The following is a 17,661-nucleotide window of genomic DNA, read 5'->3' as shown; positions in this document are numbered from 1 at the left end:
GTCTCGATCTTGACGTTGGAGGTGTCAATGCCGTTTCCAAGAAGTAGTCGCGTGTTCCTTTTAGCGGCCGCCGCATTCCTTTCGAGTTGCGCCGACTACCTGAATCATCGCGACACGATCACCTTCGGTCTCGGCAACGCGGTGGAAGCCAACAAGGGTATTCACACGCAGGAAGCTTTCCCGCGGGTGGCGCAGAACACGCGCATTGCCAGTGACGGCAAAGTGATTCACCGGGCGATGCGCACCTACCAAGGCGAAGGTCAGGCTGCCGCACCGGCGCCTTCGGCCGTGATCCTTCCGACGGCCACGCCTCCCGCGGGGACAAATGGCCCATCCGCCGATGGCACGGAAAACTAACATGATTGTGCATGTTTTCGGGAGCGCTCGGGTATGGGCGGCAGGTCGGCTATGAGCCGCGTTGCGCTAATCGTAGCTGCGACTGCCGCTATCGGACTCGCGCCTCTCGCTGGTGTGGTGGCGAGTGAGCGCGTGCCGCGTACCCTCGGACACCGGACGGGCATCGTTGTCGCGGCTACCCAGGATTATCCGCCTGGTACAATTGTGATCCACAGCAGCAAGCGGACCCTTGATCTTGTCCTCTCTCGAAGTCGCGCGATCCGTTACAGAATCGGCGTCGGTCGCGACGGCTTCCGGTGGAGCGGCGTCGTGAGGATTGGCCACAAGGCGGAATGGCCGGATTGGCGACCGCCCGCGGAGATGAGGGCGCGTGCGCCGGAACTTCCTGAACTCGTGCCGGCGGGGCCCTTCAATCCGATGGGAGCGCGCGGGATCTATCTTTACCGCGAAGGAACTGACACGCTCTATCGCATCCACGGGACGAACGAGCAGTCCACGGTCGGCGAGTTTGCGTCCTCCGGCTGCTTCCGGATGAGCAATGCCGATGTCATCGAACTTTTCGAGCGAGTGAAAATCGGGGCCACCGTGGTGGTGAAGTAGTGGGACGAGCAAAAGTGGGATTTCACAGGAACTCTGAAATACCGAGCCCGAAAGCGGGGCGCTCTCAGGCCCGGCTTGCGGCGGAGGAAGCGGATGACCAGCCTGGCGAATGCGGAAATTGATCCCGGCGATGCGAGAGGTGTTCGAGCCGCAAAGACGCGTACAAGTAACGCGCCGTTCATTGCCTTAGCCCTGGTTTTCCTCCCAATGAACGCCGGCACGCTCCTCTACACGGCCAAGAATGCAGCGGACGTCCGTGAGAGCCGCGAGGCGCTTGCTGCGGTCAAACGGTCCATTGACGGCCTGAAGGTGCAGATCGACAGGCAAGACCCCAACATCGGCGGGGCCGACGCCGCGATTATTCGCCAGCAGGTCGAGAAATTGGGCAAAGACCTATTCGTCCTCAGCGAGCGGATACGCTCCGGCTCCCTCGCTTCCGGTGGCTCCATCATCCTGAGCGCACCCGGTAAGGGAGTGACGCAGCGCCTCGAGCCCCCACCGGACGCACTCTCGGGGGCCGCATCGTCGGCACCGGATGAGAGCCAGCCGGCGATCGATGCTGAGAGCCCCTCGATCGCCGATCTGCCACGCTATGAGCGATCCGTTTCGCCGGAGGGCAAGCTGATCCTGCGGAAGGTGCAGTAGCCATCCTTCGCGTTTAGCATTGGCGCCTTGGCGGAGGAATTCACGGCGTTCTGGTTACAGTTCCATCACCCTGACGGTGAAGAATACCTCATAGCCGGCGTGGCTGAGCTCAAGAGGCTGTTCGCCACGAGGGAGAAACGGGAGGTTATCAAACTCCAGACGGACGAATTTTTTACCCCGACGCGAAGGCTTTCGGCCCCGACCGCCGAACAGAAGGAGGCGCTTCGGGTCTATGCAGTAAAGCACGGGCATCTTTGGAACGGCATCAAGAAATCATAGAGTGGCACGTTATATCACGCCAAGGCCATGGTCAGTGCCCATGCGGGCAAGCGCTCGCCTGGGTATATCGGGAGATAACAAGCGAAGGAGCGCTTCTCGGCGAAACCTGACCATAGCCGAGGCGCGGCCGAACACCCCCGTCACGGCCACTCAGGACTGGCGAATTCTCTGTCCAGCACCCCAATGATTATGTCGTCTTCCCATCTGCCGTTGATGAAAGGCTGAGTCCCGCTCGCGCCCTTCCCAGACGAACCCGCGCTTACCATAGCAAGTGATCGCGCGGGTGTTGCTTGCCAGGACCCATACTCGAGCGGCGGAAGCTCTCAGCCGGGCAATTGGCGATCGCACGAGCGATGCTGAACCCAGAGAAAAGAGACGAACGCGCTTCCTCGGCGCGCTATGTCCTCGGCCACAATAATGCCATTGCGCAATCCGTCACGAGTGGAGCCGAGACGCTCAATGCATCCGGCCGGCATCCTGAGGCGGCTAGCATTAGCAAGCTGGGTGCGATTGCGGATCAATCTTTCCCTCACTCCGACCAGCATCAAGGCTGCCTGCTGATCGGCGGTCTTCACCGGCACGAAGCGCATGGTCGGCCGGCTCATCGCCTCACACAATGCCTCTGCATCTGACGCATCGTTCTTGCCGCGCTTCACATAGGGTTTTGCCAGTTGCGGCGCGATCAGCTTCACTTCGTGCCCGAACGAGCTTAGCAATCTCGCCCAGTGATGCGAACCGCCGCACGCCTCAAGCGCACCAGTGGTCGGCGGCGTCTTCTCGAAGAACTTCACCATTTCCCTGCGCGATAGCTTCTTGCGAAGCACAGGCTGCTCGTTCGCATTCACACCATGCAATTGGAAAACGTTCTTTGACGTATCCATACCAATTCGGATAATCTGTTCCACGGACGGTCTCCCTCGATTGAGCTTTCAACGAACTCATTCTGGCACATTTGATGCCGTTGGGAGCCGTCCACTTCAACACTTCATGATCCTGCCGGTGATCGCCCTGACCATCGTCCTTCAGCGCTTCATCGCCAAAGGGCTGCTGCTTGGCGCGCTAAAGGGGTAGTGTTGCGATGACCTTCTTCCTTGACCGGATGACCAAGCTCTTCGGCTCTGTGAAGTTGCTCCACGTGTTCGACCTTGCCGCAGATGACGGCGAGTTTCTCGTGCTCCCTGCTGCATCGGGATCCGGCAAGTCCACGGTGCTGAGCATGGGTGCCGGGTTGGAGAGGATCTCGAGCGGGCGCATTGGGCCGTCGTCACAAGCGAACAGTGCGCTGGCGACGTCCATCATTAGCGTTATCGTTTTCCGCTGCTCAGAGCTTGGCTAGTACCCGGTCATCTCCAGATAGCCCCTCCCACTGACACTGCCCTCAAAGGCGATCGGGCCTTCCCAATACGGTACGGACGTTGACATCCATGCTTGGTCGTTCAGAGGCTGGGTTGTGACGTCGAAGCCACGACTGGGAATCCGGACGTTCCAGGAAACAGGAATTTGACGCCCTGCGACTTTGGCGGTCCGCACGGGAGCGATCTTCAGCGCTGCCGCGGGTAAAGGGGTCGGTCGCCCGTCGGCAGTGATCCAGGTAGCGGAGGTGAATCCCTCTCCTTCATCTCTGAGGCGGAAGCCCATGAGCTTCTCCCCTGTATCCAGATGCAGCGAGAACCAGTCCCAGCCGGTCTGGTCTTCTGCGAGCGGCTGTGATGACCACTCGCGGTCAAGCCAGGCTTTTCCCGTCACCGCGATATCCCCGTCGGGCAGCGATAGCGAGCCGCTCACGGCATAGAACGGTTGCGAATAGTAATAGCTGGCCTGACCCTTCGCTGATTTCAGCGAATAGCCGTTATCGCCCTGCGGCACCAACGGGCCAGTTGCCGATAGGCGGAGGTCATAACCGAATTCATCTGCCGTCGCAGTCAGGCTGAGCTCGGCCAGTTGATCCGCTCCCGGGGTTGTACGTCCCTTCATCTGCCAGTCATCGATCCAGGCCGAGAACGGCTTCGCAACGACCCCAGCCTGCCCCACTCCCCCGCGTGAAATACGTTCTGCAACGAAGTGGTCCTCTGAAGTGGTGACGGCTGCGTGACCCATCCAGAGCTGTGGGCTCGACCACCCGGTGGCCTCCCTTGGAGCAAGCGCTGACCGGAAAAGGGTCCACTGCGCTCCGTATTGAGTCCCGTCGGGAGCTTCAAGATTGGCCGTCAGATACCACCACTCTATCCGGAAGTCCGTATGAGGGCCGTGGTCCGCGGGGAAACGGAACGGCCGGCCGGGCTGCGGCACCGAAAACCCTTCAGCCGCCGAGCCGAGGCCAGCAAAACCCTGGTAGGCCGCTTGGCTTGCGCACAAGCTTGCCATGGTCGTCACCGCAAAAGCGATCGCAATCGATCTAACGCTCATTGGCGAATACCTTCAGAAGTTCCGACGGCGCGAGTCCCGCCAGCCGGCGAAGCGGGATGAATACGGAAACGACCGCAGCGGCGAGCGCGACGAGACCGAGCCGCACCCACTCGTAAGGAAAGAAATACATCGGCAGACGCCAGCCGAAGGCTTCGACGTTCACCACGGCGAGAAGGACCCACGCCAACGCCAGGCCGAGCGGCAAAGCGGCAATAAACGTCGCCAGCCAGAGCACCAGCGTCCTGAGAAGCTCGAGAAGAGCGAGATCGCGTCTTGTGACCCCTGTTGCCCACACGGGAGCAAGCTGCGGGAGGCGCATTTCCGAAAGCGTGAGCAGGCTCGAGAACATTGCCAATGCCGCAACCCCAAGCGTGAATATGTTCAACGCGCCAGTAACCAAGAATGTGCGATCGAAGATCCGCCGTGACTGTTCCTTCAGTGCCGCTTGATCGAGGATGTTCTCCGCTGGTAGTCCGAATTCGTCCGAGAGCTTCGAACGTAAGTCCGCAACCTGATCAGGCGGGACCCGCAGACCGTAGCGCAGGCGCGAGACGTGCGGGTAGTGAGTGATCAGGGCGTTTATTCCGGCCATGACCTGGCCCTTTGGGTTTCCGTAATCCGAATAGACACCGACAACCGTCGCCTTCCATTCGCTCGCCAAATCCAGCCGATCGCCGATGCGCAGCCGCTCTCGCCTCCAGAACTGTTCATTCACCAGCACCCCTTCACCGGACGCTACCCGATCCCAGACGTCCGGCATGCCAACGATAAGAGGCCAGTGCTTCCTATAGGTCGGATCGTCAACGACACCGAAGATCTGCATCGGCTGCCCCCGGATCTCGGCGTCTACGCTGGAGATCGGCAGCACCGATTCCACCTCCGTTGCGAGCCATGCGCTGAGCCTGTCTGCCTCGCCTTCATTCCGGGCAGCGACGTAAAGCTCCGCGGCGAGGCGTTGGTCGAGCCAGCCGACGAAGGTGAGACGGAAGCTCGACACCATGGTTCCAACGCCTACGTTTGCCGCCAGCGCAAGAAGTAATGCCATGAGCGCAAGGGAAAGTCCGGGAAGCTGCTGCCGGGCGTCGGCCCAGAACCACGTGACGAGCGCACGCGAAGACATTCGCTGCATCAAGGTGAGGAATCCGGAGAGCACGGCGGGAAGAAGTAGCGCCGCCCCGAGCAGCAGACAGCCAAGCACGCCAAAGCCCGCCTTGAGTCCATCCGCCCACGGAAGAAGAGCTCCCGAGAGGGCGAGCAAAGCCGCAGCGGCGAGCACCTGAAGCCGCCGCCCCTTTTCCGACGATCGCCTCCAGGCCCGAGGCTGCGCCGCCGCCAGCAAAGGCACCCTCGTCAGGCGCATTAGGCTCTGTGCCGACGAAACCAATGTTCCGGCCAATGCGATGGCAAAGCCCGATACCCACCACTCCGGCCGCAGAGAAAGCGTGCCGGGCACGCTGGCTCCGTAGAGTCCTTCGAGGGTTGCGGCCACTCCAGGTAGCAGCAGCGACGCGACCAGATATCCAATGGCGACACCGACCGCCCCGGCGGCAACGGCGAAAAGGGCAAGCTCGGCGAGCAGCAGGACCGCAAGCCTCCTCAGTGAAACGCCAAGGCAGCGAAGCGTTCTGAAGGTCGGCCGCCGTTGCTCGAAGGCGAGACCGATCGTCGAGTACACTATCAACAACCCTACCGCGAACGCGAGAAAACCGAAGGCCGTCAAATTGAGATGGAGGCTCTCGGTAAGATGCTCGACGTGAGTTTGCGCATTCCGCTCGCGAACCGAGAGCGTCGGAACAAGCTTTCCGAGCGGCTCCAGACCGGGACGTTGGTTTTCGGCGATCACAATCCGACTGAGTTCGCCGTCTCTTCTCAATAGCCTTTGGGCCATACCGATATCGATGAAGGCGGCGCCGTCGAGCATCCTATCCGAAATACGCAATGCGAGGCCGGTCTGCCCTCGGATCTTCTCCGCTGTTTCAGGAGAGACAACCAGCATGCCGGGTGGCGTGATGAAGGAAAGCAAGTCCTCGGCAATTCCCAGATCGACGGTCTGCGTCTCCGCCGGCATCGTCAGCGGGTCTATGCCAATCACCCTTAAGCGGGTGGCCCCAAACCGATATTCCCCCTCCAAAACTGGCGAGACCTTCCAGCCCGCCCGTCGGAGCCGCACGAAGGCGGACTGAGGAATCGCGCGGCCGTTTGGAGAGATCAGGTGCGCCAACCCGTTTTGATCGAGCACAGCCGCGGCACGGGCGTAGCTCGCGCGGGCTTCGGCGTTGATCGCCTGCACTCCGGACCACAGGGCAGTCGCCAGCGCCAGGCCCGACAAGAGAGCGCCAAGTTGCAGCGGCCGTCGTCGCCAGTGGGACAGAAGTGCCGTGGCTGCGGTCCACATCGTCATTCGAGCTTCCCGGATCGCAAATACACCTGCCGGTCGAGCCTGTCCGCCAGTCTTTGCGAGTGTGTCACCAGGAGCAGCGTCGATCCGGTTTCCTTCGATAGCGAGAGCATCAGTTCCAGGACGGCGTCTCCGTTGGCCTCGTCCAGATTTCCTGTGGGTTCATCCGCCAGAACCAATCCGGGACGCGCGGCAAGGGTTCGTCCGATCGCCACCCGCTGCTGCTGTCCGGTGGAAAGCTGCTCGGGAAATCTGCTCAGCAATTTCCCGATTCCGAGGCGCTCCACGAGTTCATTTTCCCACACCGTATCGTGGCGTCCCGCAAGCTTGGCGTGGAAAGCGATGTTCGCAGCCACGTCTAGTGAGGGGACAAGGTTGAACTGCTGAAACACGAGGCCGACTTCAGTCCGCCTGTAGGCGGCGCGGTCCCGGTCATTCAGCTTGGAAATGTCTCGTCCCCCGATCACGATCTCGCCTGAGTCCGGTCTGTCCAGGCCGGCTACGAGATGCAGGAGGGTGCTCTTTCCGCTACCAGACTCCCCTGTCAGAGCTACTCTTTCTCCCGCGCCGAGATCGAGATTGATCCCTCTCAACACCTCAAGCCGCCCTTCGGCAGTCTCATAGGATTTCCTAAGATTGCGGAGAGCGATCACCGTGGCAGCCAAGATCAGGACGATTGCACATATGTAACTCTCCACTGCCACTTGGAAAGGCCTACGGTGAAGCGATGCGAATGCTGACCTATCTTCGGCCAACCATTATTGCGACAGCACTAAAACGGTCCCAGATGACGCTTCGTGGTCGAATTTCCACTGAGGACTGACTCGCCTCTTAGGTATGTTTCAGGCCTGATGTGGTGGGCAAGATCCTGTTTTTCTCCTTTGCCGAGCCCGAGTGATCGCTGAGCCGCTCACGCAAAGTGGCAGTCGGCCAGCGGTTTGGTTCGCGGCAAGCTTTTGTTTCTAGGTTTGAACCCGGCGCCGCCTGTACGCCGCCGAGTCCCCCCAAGATGAATAAAGCCATAGGATCGCCATCTCGTAGATGATGGCGTCGAGCCAGTCCACGAAGAGCAATTCCAGTCGGTTTGGCGGCATTTCACCTCGACCTGCATAACCGCGACGATCGGACTGTAGGTGACAATTCGGGTTAGGCCCAAGGCGGCCTGCTCGAAGGCCTCCGCAACAGACCGACCTCTTCCGCACACGCCGATGTCGGAGTCATGATGGAAATGCTCCCAACCAAATCCCGATATCGGGCCCGTGATGCTCATCGCCAGCCTTCCCTTCCCGAAGAATGCGACCGGGCAAAACGATCCGGGGGGACCGGGACCCATAACTGCAGGCACAGCGCACTCACTTCCTGCCGTAGTTGGTCGAAAGATATTCCACGATCTTCTCCTGATCGCCCGCATCGATCGGCGCTCCAAACGCATTCACCATTTTGGTGACTTCGGCCCGCCAGCCCTTCTCGTCGAGGAAGGGTGAATTCATCGCGACGTAATCCAGGCTGTGGCAGGGGGCGCAATTTTCCTCGACGACATCAAGATTGGCGCCCGGCGTCAGCTGGAACTCAGGACCATTGGCCCTCGCCGCGAAAGGGAGAGCAACCAGGGTGCCAGCCATCAGAAGAAATTTTCGCGAGATGCGCATGACGGCTTCCTCAAACCACCTTCAGGCCGAGCGCCTGCACGACATTGTTGTGGTATCCGGCGCCGTTGAAGAGCAACGAGTCGACCTGAGTCTGGCCCATCCGGTTGCGGGCCCGAACCATGACGCTCACCATTCCCGGCTGCTGTGGCCCAAGTTGATGGCTCCATTGCCGCCAAGAAAAGCGGCCAAGGTCTTGGCCCAATTGCGTCGGGGTCCAGCTCTTGCCGCCGTCGATCGAGATCGCCACGTCAACGATGCCGTAACCGCCATCCCATGCGATGCCCTTTAGATCGACCGGCTGGCCCGCCTTGACTTCCGCTCCCTCCTCCAAATTGGTGATCATCGAGTTCACGACCATCTCGGTGATCGGCGTGTTGGCGGAATTTGGCTGTTCCTGGCTGGTGAAGCGCTCGACGACGGGAAAGAGCGATCGCGGAATTCGGTAGGCCGGATTCATCCAGAATGACTTCAAGGGCTCCGTCAGCGCCTGGATCTCGGTCAGATGCTTCACCCAGTACGTACCCGTCCAGCCAGGCACCACCAGCCTTGCCGGAAATCCATTCCAATGCGGCAAGGCCTCGCCGTTCATCTCGTAGGCGATGAGCGTGTTTTCTTCCGTCGCCTTCCAGACCGGCAGGCTCTTCAGAAAATCGGGAGTCTTGTCGTGAACCGGCCCGTCTGCACCGTTAAAGGCGATCTCGATCGCGCCTTCGGCAAGTCCGGCCTTGTCGAGAACGTCCTTCAGGCGAACGCCGGCCCATCTCGCATTGCCCATTGCACCGGAACCCCATTCCACCCCCGGCACATGCGGTTCTGAAAAGCCGCGGCGATTACCGGAACATTGGCAGACGGCTGCGATCTCGACCCGTTCGAAGCTACCCTTCAGGTCGTCAAGCGTGAATTGAACCTGCCGTTCCACGGCTGGTCCACCAACCGCAAGTTTCCATGACGCCGCGTCCATCTCCGGAATGTCGGACAGGTGATAGCGGACGAAGAAGGCATTATTGGGCGTAAACGCTTCGTTGAAGTAATTGATCGGGGTCTCGAAGTTGGGCGGCCGGATCGTCTTCCTGATGAGAGGAACCTTGTCGGGCAGCGCCTCGAGCGCCTGCACGGCGATGGCGCCCTCCGGAAGAGCTTCCGCGGCGAGGCCGAGCTTCGAGAGCAAGCCGGACGCACCAACCACAGCCAAGGCGCTCGCTCCACCTTGGAGGACTTGCCGCCTGTTCATGTCGCTCCTCCCGAATTGCGATTTCCCTTCAGGATTCACGTGTATTGGAAAAGTAGCACGCACCCCCGCGATCGTCGAGGAAACAGCCGCGGCCGGCGCTAGAACTTCCACGCAGTTGGGCTGATTGAGAGGGTCGCAAGAGAATTGGTCGACCACGACGAGGGCTATGTGCGTTCCTTTGCTATGCAGGTGTGCCATGAACTGAAGTAACCGCTCGCGGCGACCTGACGCCCCTGAACTTCTGCTCGATGAGGATCCCGAGGCGGCCATGTCGAGGGGCGCACCGCCGACGCTCCCTTGAGGGATCAGACGTTCGGCTGGACGCGAGAACAGTCGCTATTGAGCCTAGACGTCATAATAGAGAACAAACTCGTATGGATGCGGGCGCATGCGTATCTCCGTGATCTCGTGCGAGCGCTTGTAGCCCACATAGGTCTCAACGACGTCCGTCGTGAACACGTCTCCGGCAAGGAGAAACTTGCGGTCCGCCTCAAGCGCATCGAGAGCCTCGCCGAGCGAGGCTGGTGTCGACGGGACTGCGGCGCGTTCAATCGGCGGCAGATCGTAGAGGTTCTTGTCAATCGGATCCCCCGGATCGATGCGGCTGCGGATGCCGTCGAGACCGGCCATGAGCATGGCAGCGAAGGCCAGATACGGATTGCAGGAGGGATCCGGGCACCGGAACTCCACCCGCTTGCTCCTGGGGTTGAGCGAGTACATCGGGATCCGGCACGCCGCGGAGCGGTTGCGGCGCGAATAGCCGAGATTGACCGGCGCCTCAAAACCCGGCACGAGCCGCCGGTAGGAATTGACGGTTGGAGCGCAGATGGCGAGCAGTGCCGGCGCGTGCTTGAGCAGCCCTCCGATATAGTAGCGCATCACTTCGCTTGAGCCGGCATAGCCGTCTCCGGCAAAGATCGGGCGATCTTGCTGCCAGATGCTCTGGTGAACGTGCATGCCCGAGCCGTTGTCGCCAAACAGGGGCTTCGGCATGAAGGTTGCGGTCATGCCGCGGCTGCGCGCGACGTTCTTCACGACATATTTGTAGATCATCACGCTGTCGGCCATGCGCGTCAGCGTCGCAAAGCGCATGTCGATCTCGCCCTGGCCACCGGTCGCGACCTCGTGGTGGTGTGCCTCGACCTCAATACCGATACGCTCGAGCAGCGTCACCATCAGGGTGCGGGCGTCCTGAAGAGTGTCGGCAGGCGGAACGGGGAAGTAGCCCTCTTTCGGGCGCAGCTTGTGTCCGAGGCCAGTCCCGTCCCTCGCCTTCCAATTCGCCTCGACGGCGTCGATCTCGTAATAGCCGTAGTTGGAGCCCTGATCATAATGGACCTCGTTGAAGACGAAGTGCTCCAGTTCCGGGCCGAAATACGCGGTATCGCCGATACCGGTGGCCTTGAGATAGGTTTCGGCCTTTTGTGCGATAAAGCGGGGGTCCCGGCTATAGGGTTGGGCGTTGACTGGGTCGAGAATATTGCAGATCAGGACGAGCGTCGGCGCCTCCGTAAACGGATCCAGGAAAGCGGTATTCGGATCAGGCACGACGAGCATGTCGCTTTCCTGTATTTCCTGGAAGCCCCGGATGGACGAGCCATCAAAGCCGATGCCATTGGTGAAGCTGTCCGTGTTGATGGCGCGCGGCGGCACGGAGAAATGCTGCCACAGGCCGGGAAGGTCTGCGAACCGCAGATCGATCATCGCGATCTCGCCGTCCTTTATCGTCCGAAGAACGTCATCCGGGCTGGCGTAGCTATTGTCAGACATCGCCGCCTCCCTTCCTCCTGTCGGTCCGTCGAAACGAGCCGTACCTCAACTGCGCCGCCGGCCGAGCGGCTGCGTAATCACTCGGTCACCTCACCGAGCGCGTGGGCCCCCGGTTTCGCGCGCTGAAACTCGCATGAAGCGCCTCCCGCGTGAGCCGCGCGAACTGGACCTGGCTCATATGGACGAGTGTGGCGTGATCGCCGCCCTCGAAATAAACCTCCGGTTGGCCGCAGACGCTGTCATCGATGACGACGTCCAGCTCGTAACACTCGCCGATCGGGGGAACAGCGCCGTGTGCGCAATCCGCGATCAACTGGTCGAGCTCATGCTTCGTGGCAAGCGTTAGGTCCTCGGCAAGTGCCAATTTGAGTTTCCTGAGCCGCACATGGCGGGAGGCAGGCAGAATGGCCAGAAGATAGCCGTCGCGTCTGCGCAGCACGACGCCTTTGGCCACGCAGCGGGCCGCGATGTGGCAGGCATGCGCGGTAAACATCGCCGATCTGGTCGGCCTGTGCTCGACCAGATCGTACTCGGCGCCCTTGCGATCGAGATATGACTGGAGTGTCAAAGCAATGGTCACAATCCCACCCTCCCCGGGGCGAGACCCTCGATCGTGAGGCTCCGCGCTTGCGTCTCACGATGCTCAACCATCCAATATAACACGTTCGCCGGCTCTCGCGTTCCACCTGTTCAATTGCGGCGAAGGTTCGGGCGATGCGCAGACGCGCCCATGGCGTTGCCGCTGAGTGCGCCAGCCGCGAGCTGCTGCCCACCGCCAGGGTCTCGAAACTGTTCGCTTGTAGCAAAGCGGGCTTCGTTGGTTTTCGGTCAAACCGCCCGTCCTATTTCTTCCGGTAGACGAGCACCGGAATCGTCGAATGCGTCAGCACCTTGGCGGTCACGCTGCCGACAATTAGGGCGCCCACGCCGCTGCGCCCGTGCGAAGCCATGACAATGAGGTCGGCGCCGATGTCCTCCGCTTTCTGGATGATCGCGCGAAAGACTTCGTGGCTGCGAACCTGGTCGGTGGCGCAGGCAACACCCGCGCGCTCGGCCTGGGCTTGGGCTGCGGCAAGCGTCTGCGCCGCGTGCTCACGGGAAAGCGCCTCGTATTCTTCCCGTGTACTGCCCAACTGGTAGGAACTGGACGTGAAGAGATGGAAGGGCTCCATCACCGTGAACACGGTGATATTCGCGCCGACCTCCTTGGCAAAGGCGACTGCCGCATCCACGGCCACGGTGGCAAGAGACGAGCCGTCGGTGGGGATGAGAATGTTGCGGAACATTGAAAGCCTCTCAATCAAATCGGCTTCAGGCTAGCCGCGTCGCCCTGCACGCGTTGACGCATATCTGTAATTTAGCATTTACTGATTTTCGCTAAATGCAAGCAAAACTCGGCAGAACGTGCGAAGGCAGATCATCGTAACGCACGGGTTTCCGCTGGCGTTCGTCAGGTCTATCATGCGAGCATGTCTTTGGTCCCCAACGCCACAACCGCTATCTGCCAGGAATTGCAGCCGCGGGACGCGTCGACTGTGCCAGGCCGCTATTGGCACGCGCTTGCCGACGGGCGCATCCAGTGCGACCTCTGTCCGCGATTTTGCAAGTTGCATGAAGGGCAACGGGGGCTCTGCTTTGTCCGCGCTCGCCAGGGCGACCGGATGGTACTGACGACCTACGGCCGCTCCAGCGGCTTCTGCGTGGATCCGATCGAGAAAAAGCCGCTCAACCATTTTCTGCCGGGCACTGCCGTCCTGTCGTTCGGCACAGCCGGCTGCAATCTCGCCTGCCGGTTCTGCCAGAATTGGGACATCAGCAAGTCCCGCGCGATCGACACACTTGCCGACGCCGCTTCCCCCGCGGCGATCGCCCGGGCGGCGGCGGATCTCGGCTGCCGCAGCGTTGCCTTCACCTACAACGACCCTGTGATTTTCCATGAATACGCCATCGACGTGGCCGATGCCTGCCGCGAGCGGGGGATCAAAAGCGTTGCGGTTACGGCCGGCTATGTCTGCTCCGAACCACGCGCCGAATTCTACCGCCACATGGATGCGGCCAATGTCGATCTCAAGGCCTTCACCGAGCGCTTTTACCAACGCGTCTGCAGCGGCCATCTCCAGCCGGTGCTCGACACGCTTGTTTATCTCAAGCGCGAGACCTCCGTCTGGTTCGAGATCACGACGCTGCTCATACCCGGCGAAAACGATTCCGAGGCTGAGATCGAGGCGCTGACGCGATGGATCATGGAAAAACTTGGCCCGGATGTGCCGCTTCACTTCACGGCCTTCCATCCCGACTGGAAGATGATGGACAAGCCGGCCACCACGCCCGAAACGCTGACACGGGCGCGCCGGATCGGCCTCCAAAACGGGCTGCGTTACGTCTACTGCGGTAACGTGCACGATGACGTCGGCGGCAGCACCTGGTGCCATACCTGTGGCGCATGCCTGATCGCCCGCGACTGGTACCGCTTGCTATCTTGGGCTCTCGACGCCGAGGGCCGCTGCCAAAGCTGCGGCACGCCTTGCCCGGGCGTGTTCGAGCCGCATCCCAGTGACTGGGGTGCGTATCGCCGGCCGGTGCGTATCGCGCCGATGACGGCACCGGGTTGACCAGCCAGCCGGCTGTGCGAGACGGCTGAAGGCCTTGTCAAAGGAGAAAACGGCGATTTCCAGCCGAGATTTCTAAAGTCAGCGTCTGTGGTCGCCGTAACCTTTCAGGCGGCGGATGGTTTTCCATAGGCCGCCTTCGTCCCGTCCCCTTTCGGGCAGCGGCGGGGAGGCTTAATATACCATTACCCGAAAGATACCCGTTCCTCACGCTGCTGTCTGTTTGGCCGCTGCTGAGCAACGCGACGGCGGCGCAGGCAGTCGCCAGGCAATGGCAGAGCGCCGCGGCGTGCACCCCCCGCAGCCGCTACATCACGCAGGCGACGCGCCGGCGCGGTTCGCCCAACCCTGATCACTCACGGCACGCTCGACTGGGACCGGCACGATCCGGACCTGACCGTCCTGGAGAAGGGTCGCCGGCCTGAGTCCACGTCGCGACAGAGCCGGCGAGTCTGCTCTCATTCGACTCCACTGGGCGGCGTGGGTGGCTCAACGGCGGCCCGAGCACCCCGTTCGCCGATTTTTTCGCGAATCTCTGTCGGCTCGGTGTTTCGTCCAACGTCCTTTGAAAGCGATAATGGGAGAAAAGCAGGAGGTAACCAAGATGATGACACTGTATGGATTAGGTCCAACGCGCTCGCTTCGCGCACTTTGGGCCCTTCAGGAGCTTGATGCGGAATTCGAATTTGTGCCCGTCAACATTCTGGCCGGCGAAACCCGTCATCCCGACTTCCTTCGTCTCAATCCTGCCGGCAAACTTCCGGTGCTGGTTGACGGTGACTTCGTGCTCACGGAATCTGCCGCGATCGTCATGTACTTGGCGGAGAAGTACGGCGCCAAAGGGCTCATGCCCACGGACCTAAAGGAGCGGGCGCAGGCATATCGATGGTCTCTGTTTGCGGTTACCGAGCTCGAACAGCCGCTTTGGCGGATAGCCAAGCACACATTTCTGTATCCCGAAGACAAGCGTCTGCCGGAAGACATTGCCCTCGCCAGGGAAGAATTCCTGGCGATGGCAGCGGTGCTTGAACAGCACATGGACGAGCGTGGGTTCATCGTCGGCGATAACCTAACCATCGCCGATTGCGTCACCGCCTATGTCCTGGACTGGGGCAATGAAAACGGACTGATTGCCGACTTTCCAAATCTCAAAGCATACCTTGAGCGGATGTATGCTCGTCCCAAGGCACCCCAGCGAATCGCCGAAGCCATGGCAAGCCTGCAGAATTAGAAATCTGCGCTGATGGACAGCCGCATCCGACGTCGACTAGGTTATATTGAGCAGCCAGAGGCCTATCCAATCCGTACAACTGTATCGGACACGAATTTGAAGTGAGGAATTGGCAGATTTTCCGGCGCGGGTCCCTTGCGGATGCGGCCGGCGGTATCGTAGTGCGATCCGTGACAGGGACAGAACCAGCCACCAAAATCACCCGCCTGCCCCAGGGGCACGCAGCCCAAATGCGTGCAGACCCCGATCATCACGATCCAGTTCTCCCTTCCCTGACCGGCCGAGCGCGCCACGTCTCTCGCCGGCTGGTCGTCGTCAAGGTTCGCGTTTCGCGCCACGGGGTCCTTGAGTTCCTCAAGGGCCGTCGCGTTTGCGGCTTCAACCTCCTTGCCGGTCCGATTGCGGATGAAAACGGGGCGGCCGCGCCACTTGACGGTCATTGACATGCCCTCCGCGAGCGAGGACACGTCCACCTCGATGGAGGCCAGGGCAAGTGTTGAGGCGTCGGGACGCATTGCATCGACGAATGGCCAAGAGGCTGCCCCAACTCCCACCACCCCGGCCATGGCCGTCACCAGATAGAGAAAATCGCGCTTGGTCGGCTCGGCCATTTCATCTCTCGCCACGGGAATCGCGCCTCCTTGCCGCGCGAAAGACCATGGATCGCTATGCCCCTACCGGAGCGTGGTGACGACGACGATCTTTCGAACGAAGCTTTTGCCCAGCCATCATACGTCCACGCCCAAAGCGATGGGAACGGCAACTGAGTCCTACAAAGCCGCTGTCCGGCTCATTGAATTGGCCGCTAAGAAAGCACGCACCTCCTCCAGCTAGGACGCGTCGGTAGAGAACTTATGTACCGTTGTCGACTTCAGCGTTTCGCCAGGTTTCAGCACTGTCGTAGGAAAGGACGACTTGTTTGGAGAATCCGGGAAATGCTGGGTCTCGAGGCAGAAGCCGTCGGTCTGGCGGTATTGCTGACCGGTCGGGCCAACAAGCGTCGAATCGAGAAAGTTGCCGCTGTAGAACTGGACGCCGGGCTCAGTGGTCGAGATCTCCATGATCCGGCCAGAGCGCGGCTCGTAGACACGCGCGGCGAGCGAGAGCCCACTACCCGATCGGTTCAGCACGTAGTTGTGATCGTATCCGCGGCCATAGACCATCTGTGGGTCGTTCGAGCGGATGCGTGCGCCGATTGGCATTCCCTGGCGGAAGTCGAACGGCGTTCCGGTCACGGAGGCGAGGTCCCCGGTCGGAATCAAGGTCGCATCGACCGGCGTGTAGCGATCGGCGTTGATCGTGAGGATGTGATCGCCGATCCCGCCCGTGCCGTCGCCGGCGAGATTGAAGTAGGAGTGACTCGTAAGATTGACCACGGTCGGTTTGTCCGTCGTCGCCTCGTAGTCGATGCGCAGCTCGTTGTCGTTGGTGAGGGTATAGACTACCTGGACCTTGAGCGCGCCGGGATAGCCTTCCTCGCCATCCTTGCTCGTATAGCTGAGCCGCGCTGCGGCCCCGCTCACGCTTGTCAGCGGCTCGACCGCCCAGACGGCCTTGTCGAAGCCTTTGTTGCCGCCATGCAGGCTATTCGGCCCGTTATTGGCGGCGAGCTGGTACTGGGTGCCATCGAGCGAGAACTTCGCGCCGCCGATGCGGTTGCCGTAGCGTCCGATCAAGGCGCCGAAATAGGGGTTCTTGGCTTCGTAGTCGGCGAGTTCCTTGAAGCCGAGCACGACGTTGTCGAGCTTGTTCCAGCGGTCGGGGACGTTGATTGCCGTGATGATGCCGCCATAGGCAATGAACTTGACGGACGCACCCTTGTCGTTGGTAAGCGTGTAGAGATCGACGGCTTTACCGTCCTGCGTTTTTCCGAACGGGGTCTTGTCTACAGACCAGGCCCCGGCGCTTGTCCCCGTCAGCACCGCCATGCCGAGCACGGCCGCGCCGAGCACTGCTCTATGCCACGTACGCGATATGTTTGGATCGACATATGTCATGGTTTCTCCCTCGATCCGCTCAAAAACCAATTCTAATCTCATCGGGCTGTCGAGGTAAGCGCGTCCTGGTGGAGGTTGCACAAGAGCACCGGGGCTTGAAAAGCGTGTGCCTGGTACCTTCGGTTGCATCAGCTTTCATTGCGTGATCAAAATTGTCGTCGGTGGATGAAATCGCAGATCGCGTATCTGCTGATTCCCGACTTCGCCTTGCTGCTCGGTCAGTGTCGCAAGGCCATCCGAGTCGGAACCTTAGGATTCTCACGTGCCGCATCGGCTCCGGAGGCAAAACGGAACGTCCCTTTTCGGGCCACCGCGACCGCTCAAGGTCGGATCGTGACCGCTCCGGGCCCCACTTTCAATGCCCGCTCATCACCCGCGAGATCGCCACTGGGGCTGCAGAAGCTTGAGTATTAGTACAGGCAGTTTGTGCGGACCAACACTGTGAAGGGATCGAGCCCGAACTCCGTATCGAGGTCACTGCCGAACGAA

18 protein-coding genes and 1 pseudogene are annotated in these 17,661 nt (G+C 60.8%); 7 read left to right on the top strand and 12 right to left on the bottom strand.

From position 1 onward, the window contains the following. Positions 1–27: 27 nt before the first annotated feature. From GHK62_RS31720 to GHK62_RS31705, 4 genes are all read left to right on the top strand, one after another. Entirely contained in the window at positions 28–357 is a 330-nt protein-coding gene (locus GHK62_RS31720) for a pilus assembly protein (protein ID WP_153442918.1), read from the top strand. 33 nt (positions 358–390) lie between these two features. Further along, the gene (locus tag GHK62_RS31715) at positions 391–957 is read left to right on the top strand and encodes a L,D-transpeptidase (RefSeq protein ID WP_153442916.1); all 567 of its coding nucleotides are present in this window, start codon (positions 391–393) and stop codon (positions 955–957) included. A gap of 93 nt (positions 958–1,050) precedes the next feature. Beyond that, positions 1,051–1,602, top strand: coding sequence for a hypothetical protein (locus GHK62_RS31710; protein ID WP_167528415.1), 552 nt, complete (start codon positions 1,051–1,053; stop codon positions 1,600–1,602). Between the two features lie 27 nt (positions 1,603–1,629). Then, on the top strand, positions 1,630–1,881 hold the full coding sequence (locus tag GHK62_RS31705; protein ID WP_153442914.1) for a hypothetical protein: 252 nt from the start codon (positions 1,630–1,632) through the stop codon (positions 1,879–1,881). A 482-nt stretch (positions 1,882–2,363) separates the two neighbouring features. Here the strand turns inward: GHK62_RS31705 and GHK62_RS31700 are convergent. Next, positions 2,364–2,786, bottom strand: a pseudogene (locus tag GHK62_RS31700) (IS110 family RNA-guided transposase); the annotation flags it as partial. Positions 2,787–2,959: 173 nt separating this feature from the next. On the opposite strand from GHK62_RS31700, the gene GHK62_RS31695 reads away from it, so the two are divergent. Next, positions 2,960–3,217 carry a P-loop NTPase family protein gene (locus GHK62_RS31695; protein WP_153442912.1) on the top strand — a complete coding sequence of 86 codons (258 nt, stop codon included), beginning with the start codon at positions 2,960–2,962 and terminating at the stop codon, positions 3,215–3,217. On the opposite strand, the gene GHK62_RS31690 is transcribed toward GHK62_RS31695, so the two are convergent. The 9 genes from GHK62_RS31690 to GHK62_RS31650 form a co-directional block, all read right to left on the bottom strand. Then, complete coding sequence (locus tag GHK62_RS31690; protein ID WP_153442910.1) at positions 3,214–4,287, bottom strand: lipocalin-like domain-containing protein; 1,074 nt, start codon at positions 4,285–4,287, stop codon at positions 3,214–3,216. The genes GHK62_RS31695 and GHK62_RS31690 overlap by 4 nt on opposite strands. Next, complete coding sequence (locus tag GHK62_RS31685; protein ID WP_153442908.1) at positions 4,277–6,688, bottom strand: FtsX-like permease family protein; 2,412 nt, start codon at positions 6,686–6,688, stop codon at positions 4,277–4,279. Before GHK62_RS31685 ends, GHK62_RS31690 begins: the two co-directional genes overlap by 11 nt. After that, the gene (locus GHK62_RS31680; RefSeq protein ID WP_184108497.1) at positions 6,685–7,338 is read right to left on the bottom strand and encodes an ABC transporter ATP-binding protein; all 654 of its coding nucleotides are present in this window, start codon (positions 7,336–7,338) and stop codon (positions 6,685–6,687) included. The genes GHK62_RS31685 and GHK62_RS31680 overlap by 4 nt, the downstream gene beginning before the upstream one ends. 257 nt (positions 7,339–7,595) lie before the next feature. Further along, on the bottom strand, positions 7,596–7,955 hold the full coding sequence (locus GHK62_RS35330) for an archease (RefSeq protein WP_167528414.1): 360 nt from the start codon (positions 7,953–7,955) through the stop codon (positions 7,596–7,598). An 82-nt stretch (positions 7,956–8,037) separates the two neighbouring features. Continuing rightward, positions 8,038–8,334: a cytochrome c gene (locus tag GHK62_RS31670; protein ID WP_153442904.1), complete on the bottom strand. Its 297-nt coding sequence runs from the start codon at positions 8,332–8,334 to the stop codon at positions 8,038–8,040. 10 nt (positions 8,335–8,344) lie between these two features. Further along, positions 8,345–9,565 (bottom strand): molybdopterin-dependent oxidoreductase, encoded by a 1,221-nt coding sequence (locus GHK62_RS31665; protein ID WP_153442902.1) that lies wholly within the window; start codon positions 9,563–9,565, stop codon positions 8,345–8,347. 345 nt (positions 9,566–9,910) lie between these two features. Continuing rightward, complete coding sequence (gene glnA / locus GHK62_RS31660; protein WP_153442900.1) at positions 9,911–11,335, bottom strand: type I glutamate--ammonia ligase; 1,425 nt, start codon at positions 11,333–11,335, stop codon at positions 9,911–9,913. An 85-nt stretch (positions 11,336–11,420) separates the two neighbouring features. Continuing rightward, entirely contained in the window at positions 11,421–11,915 is a 495-nt protein-coding gene (locus GHK62_RS31655) for an aminoacyl-tRNA deacylase (RefSeq protein ID WP_184108464.1), read from the bottom strand. Positions 11,916–12,177: 262 nt separating this feature from the next. Further along, the gene (locus GHK62_RS31650; protein WP_153442898.1) at positions 12,178–12,621 is read right to left on the bottom strand and encodes a universal stress protein; all 444 of its coding nucleotides are present in this window, start codon (positions 12,619–12,621) and stop codon (positions 12,178–12,180) included. 249 nt (positions 12,622–12,870) lie between these two features. Between GHK62_RS31650 and amrS the strand changes: the two genes are divergently transcribed. Together amrS and GHK62_RS31640 are read left to right on the top strand one after the other, a co-directional pair. Further along, complete coding sequence (gene amrS, locus GHK62_RS31645) at positions 12,871–13,947, top strand: AmmeMemoRadiSam system radical SAM enzyme (RefSeq protein ID WP_327791006.1); 1,077 nt, start codon at positions 12,871–12,873, stop codon at positions 13,945–13,947. Positions 13,948–14,548: 601 nt separating this feature from the next. Then, the gene (locus GHK62_RS31640) at positions 14,549–15,175 is read left to right on the top strand and encodes a glutathione S-transferase family protein (protein ID WP_153442893.1); all 627 of its coding nucleotides are present in this window, start codon (positions 14,549–14,551) and stop codon (positions 15,173–15,175) included. Positions 15,176–15,237: 62 nt separating this feature from the next. Here GHK62_RS31640 and petA read toward each other — a convergent pair whose 3' ends face one another. Both petA and GHK62_RS31630 read right to left on the bottom strand, forming a co-directional pair. Next, positions 15,238–15,786 (bottom strand): ubiquinol-cytochrome c reductase iron-sulfur subunit, encoded by a 549-nt coding sequence (petA, locus tag GHK62_RS31635; RefSeq protein ID WP_153442890.1) that lies wholly within the window; start codon positions 15,784–15,786, stop codon positions 15,238–15,240. A 219-nt stretch (positions 15,787–16,005) separates the two neighbouring features. Continuing rightward, the gene (locus tag GHK62_RS31630; RefSeq protein ID WP_153442887.1) at positions 16,006–17,172 is read right to left on the bottom strand and encodes an aldose epimerase family protein; all 1,167 of its coding nucleotides are present in this window, start codon (positions 17,170–17,172) and stop codon (positions 16,006–16,008) included. Positions 17,173–17,661 lie beyond the last annotated feature (489 nt).

The sequence above is a fragment of the Sinorhizobium terangae genome (assembly GCF_009601505.1).
Classification (GTDB): Bacteria; Pseudomonadota; Alphaproteobacteria; order Rhizobiales; family Rhizobiaceae; genus Sinorhizobium; species Sinorhizobium terangae.
Note: the sequence above shows the minus strand (reverse complement) of the source record. Positions and strands in the feature narration are given on the sequence as shown.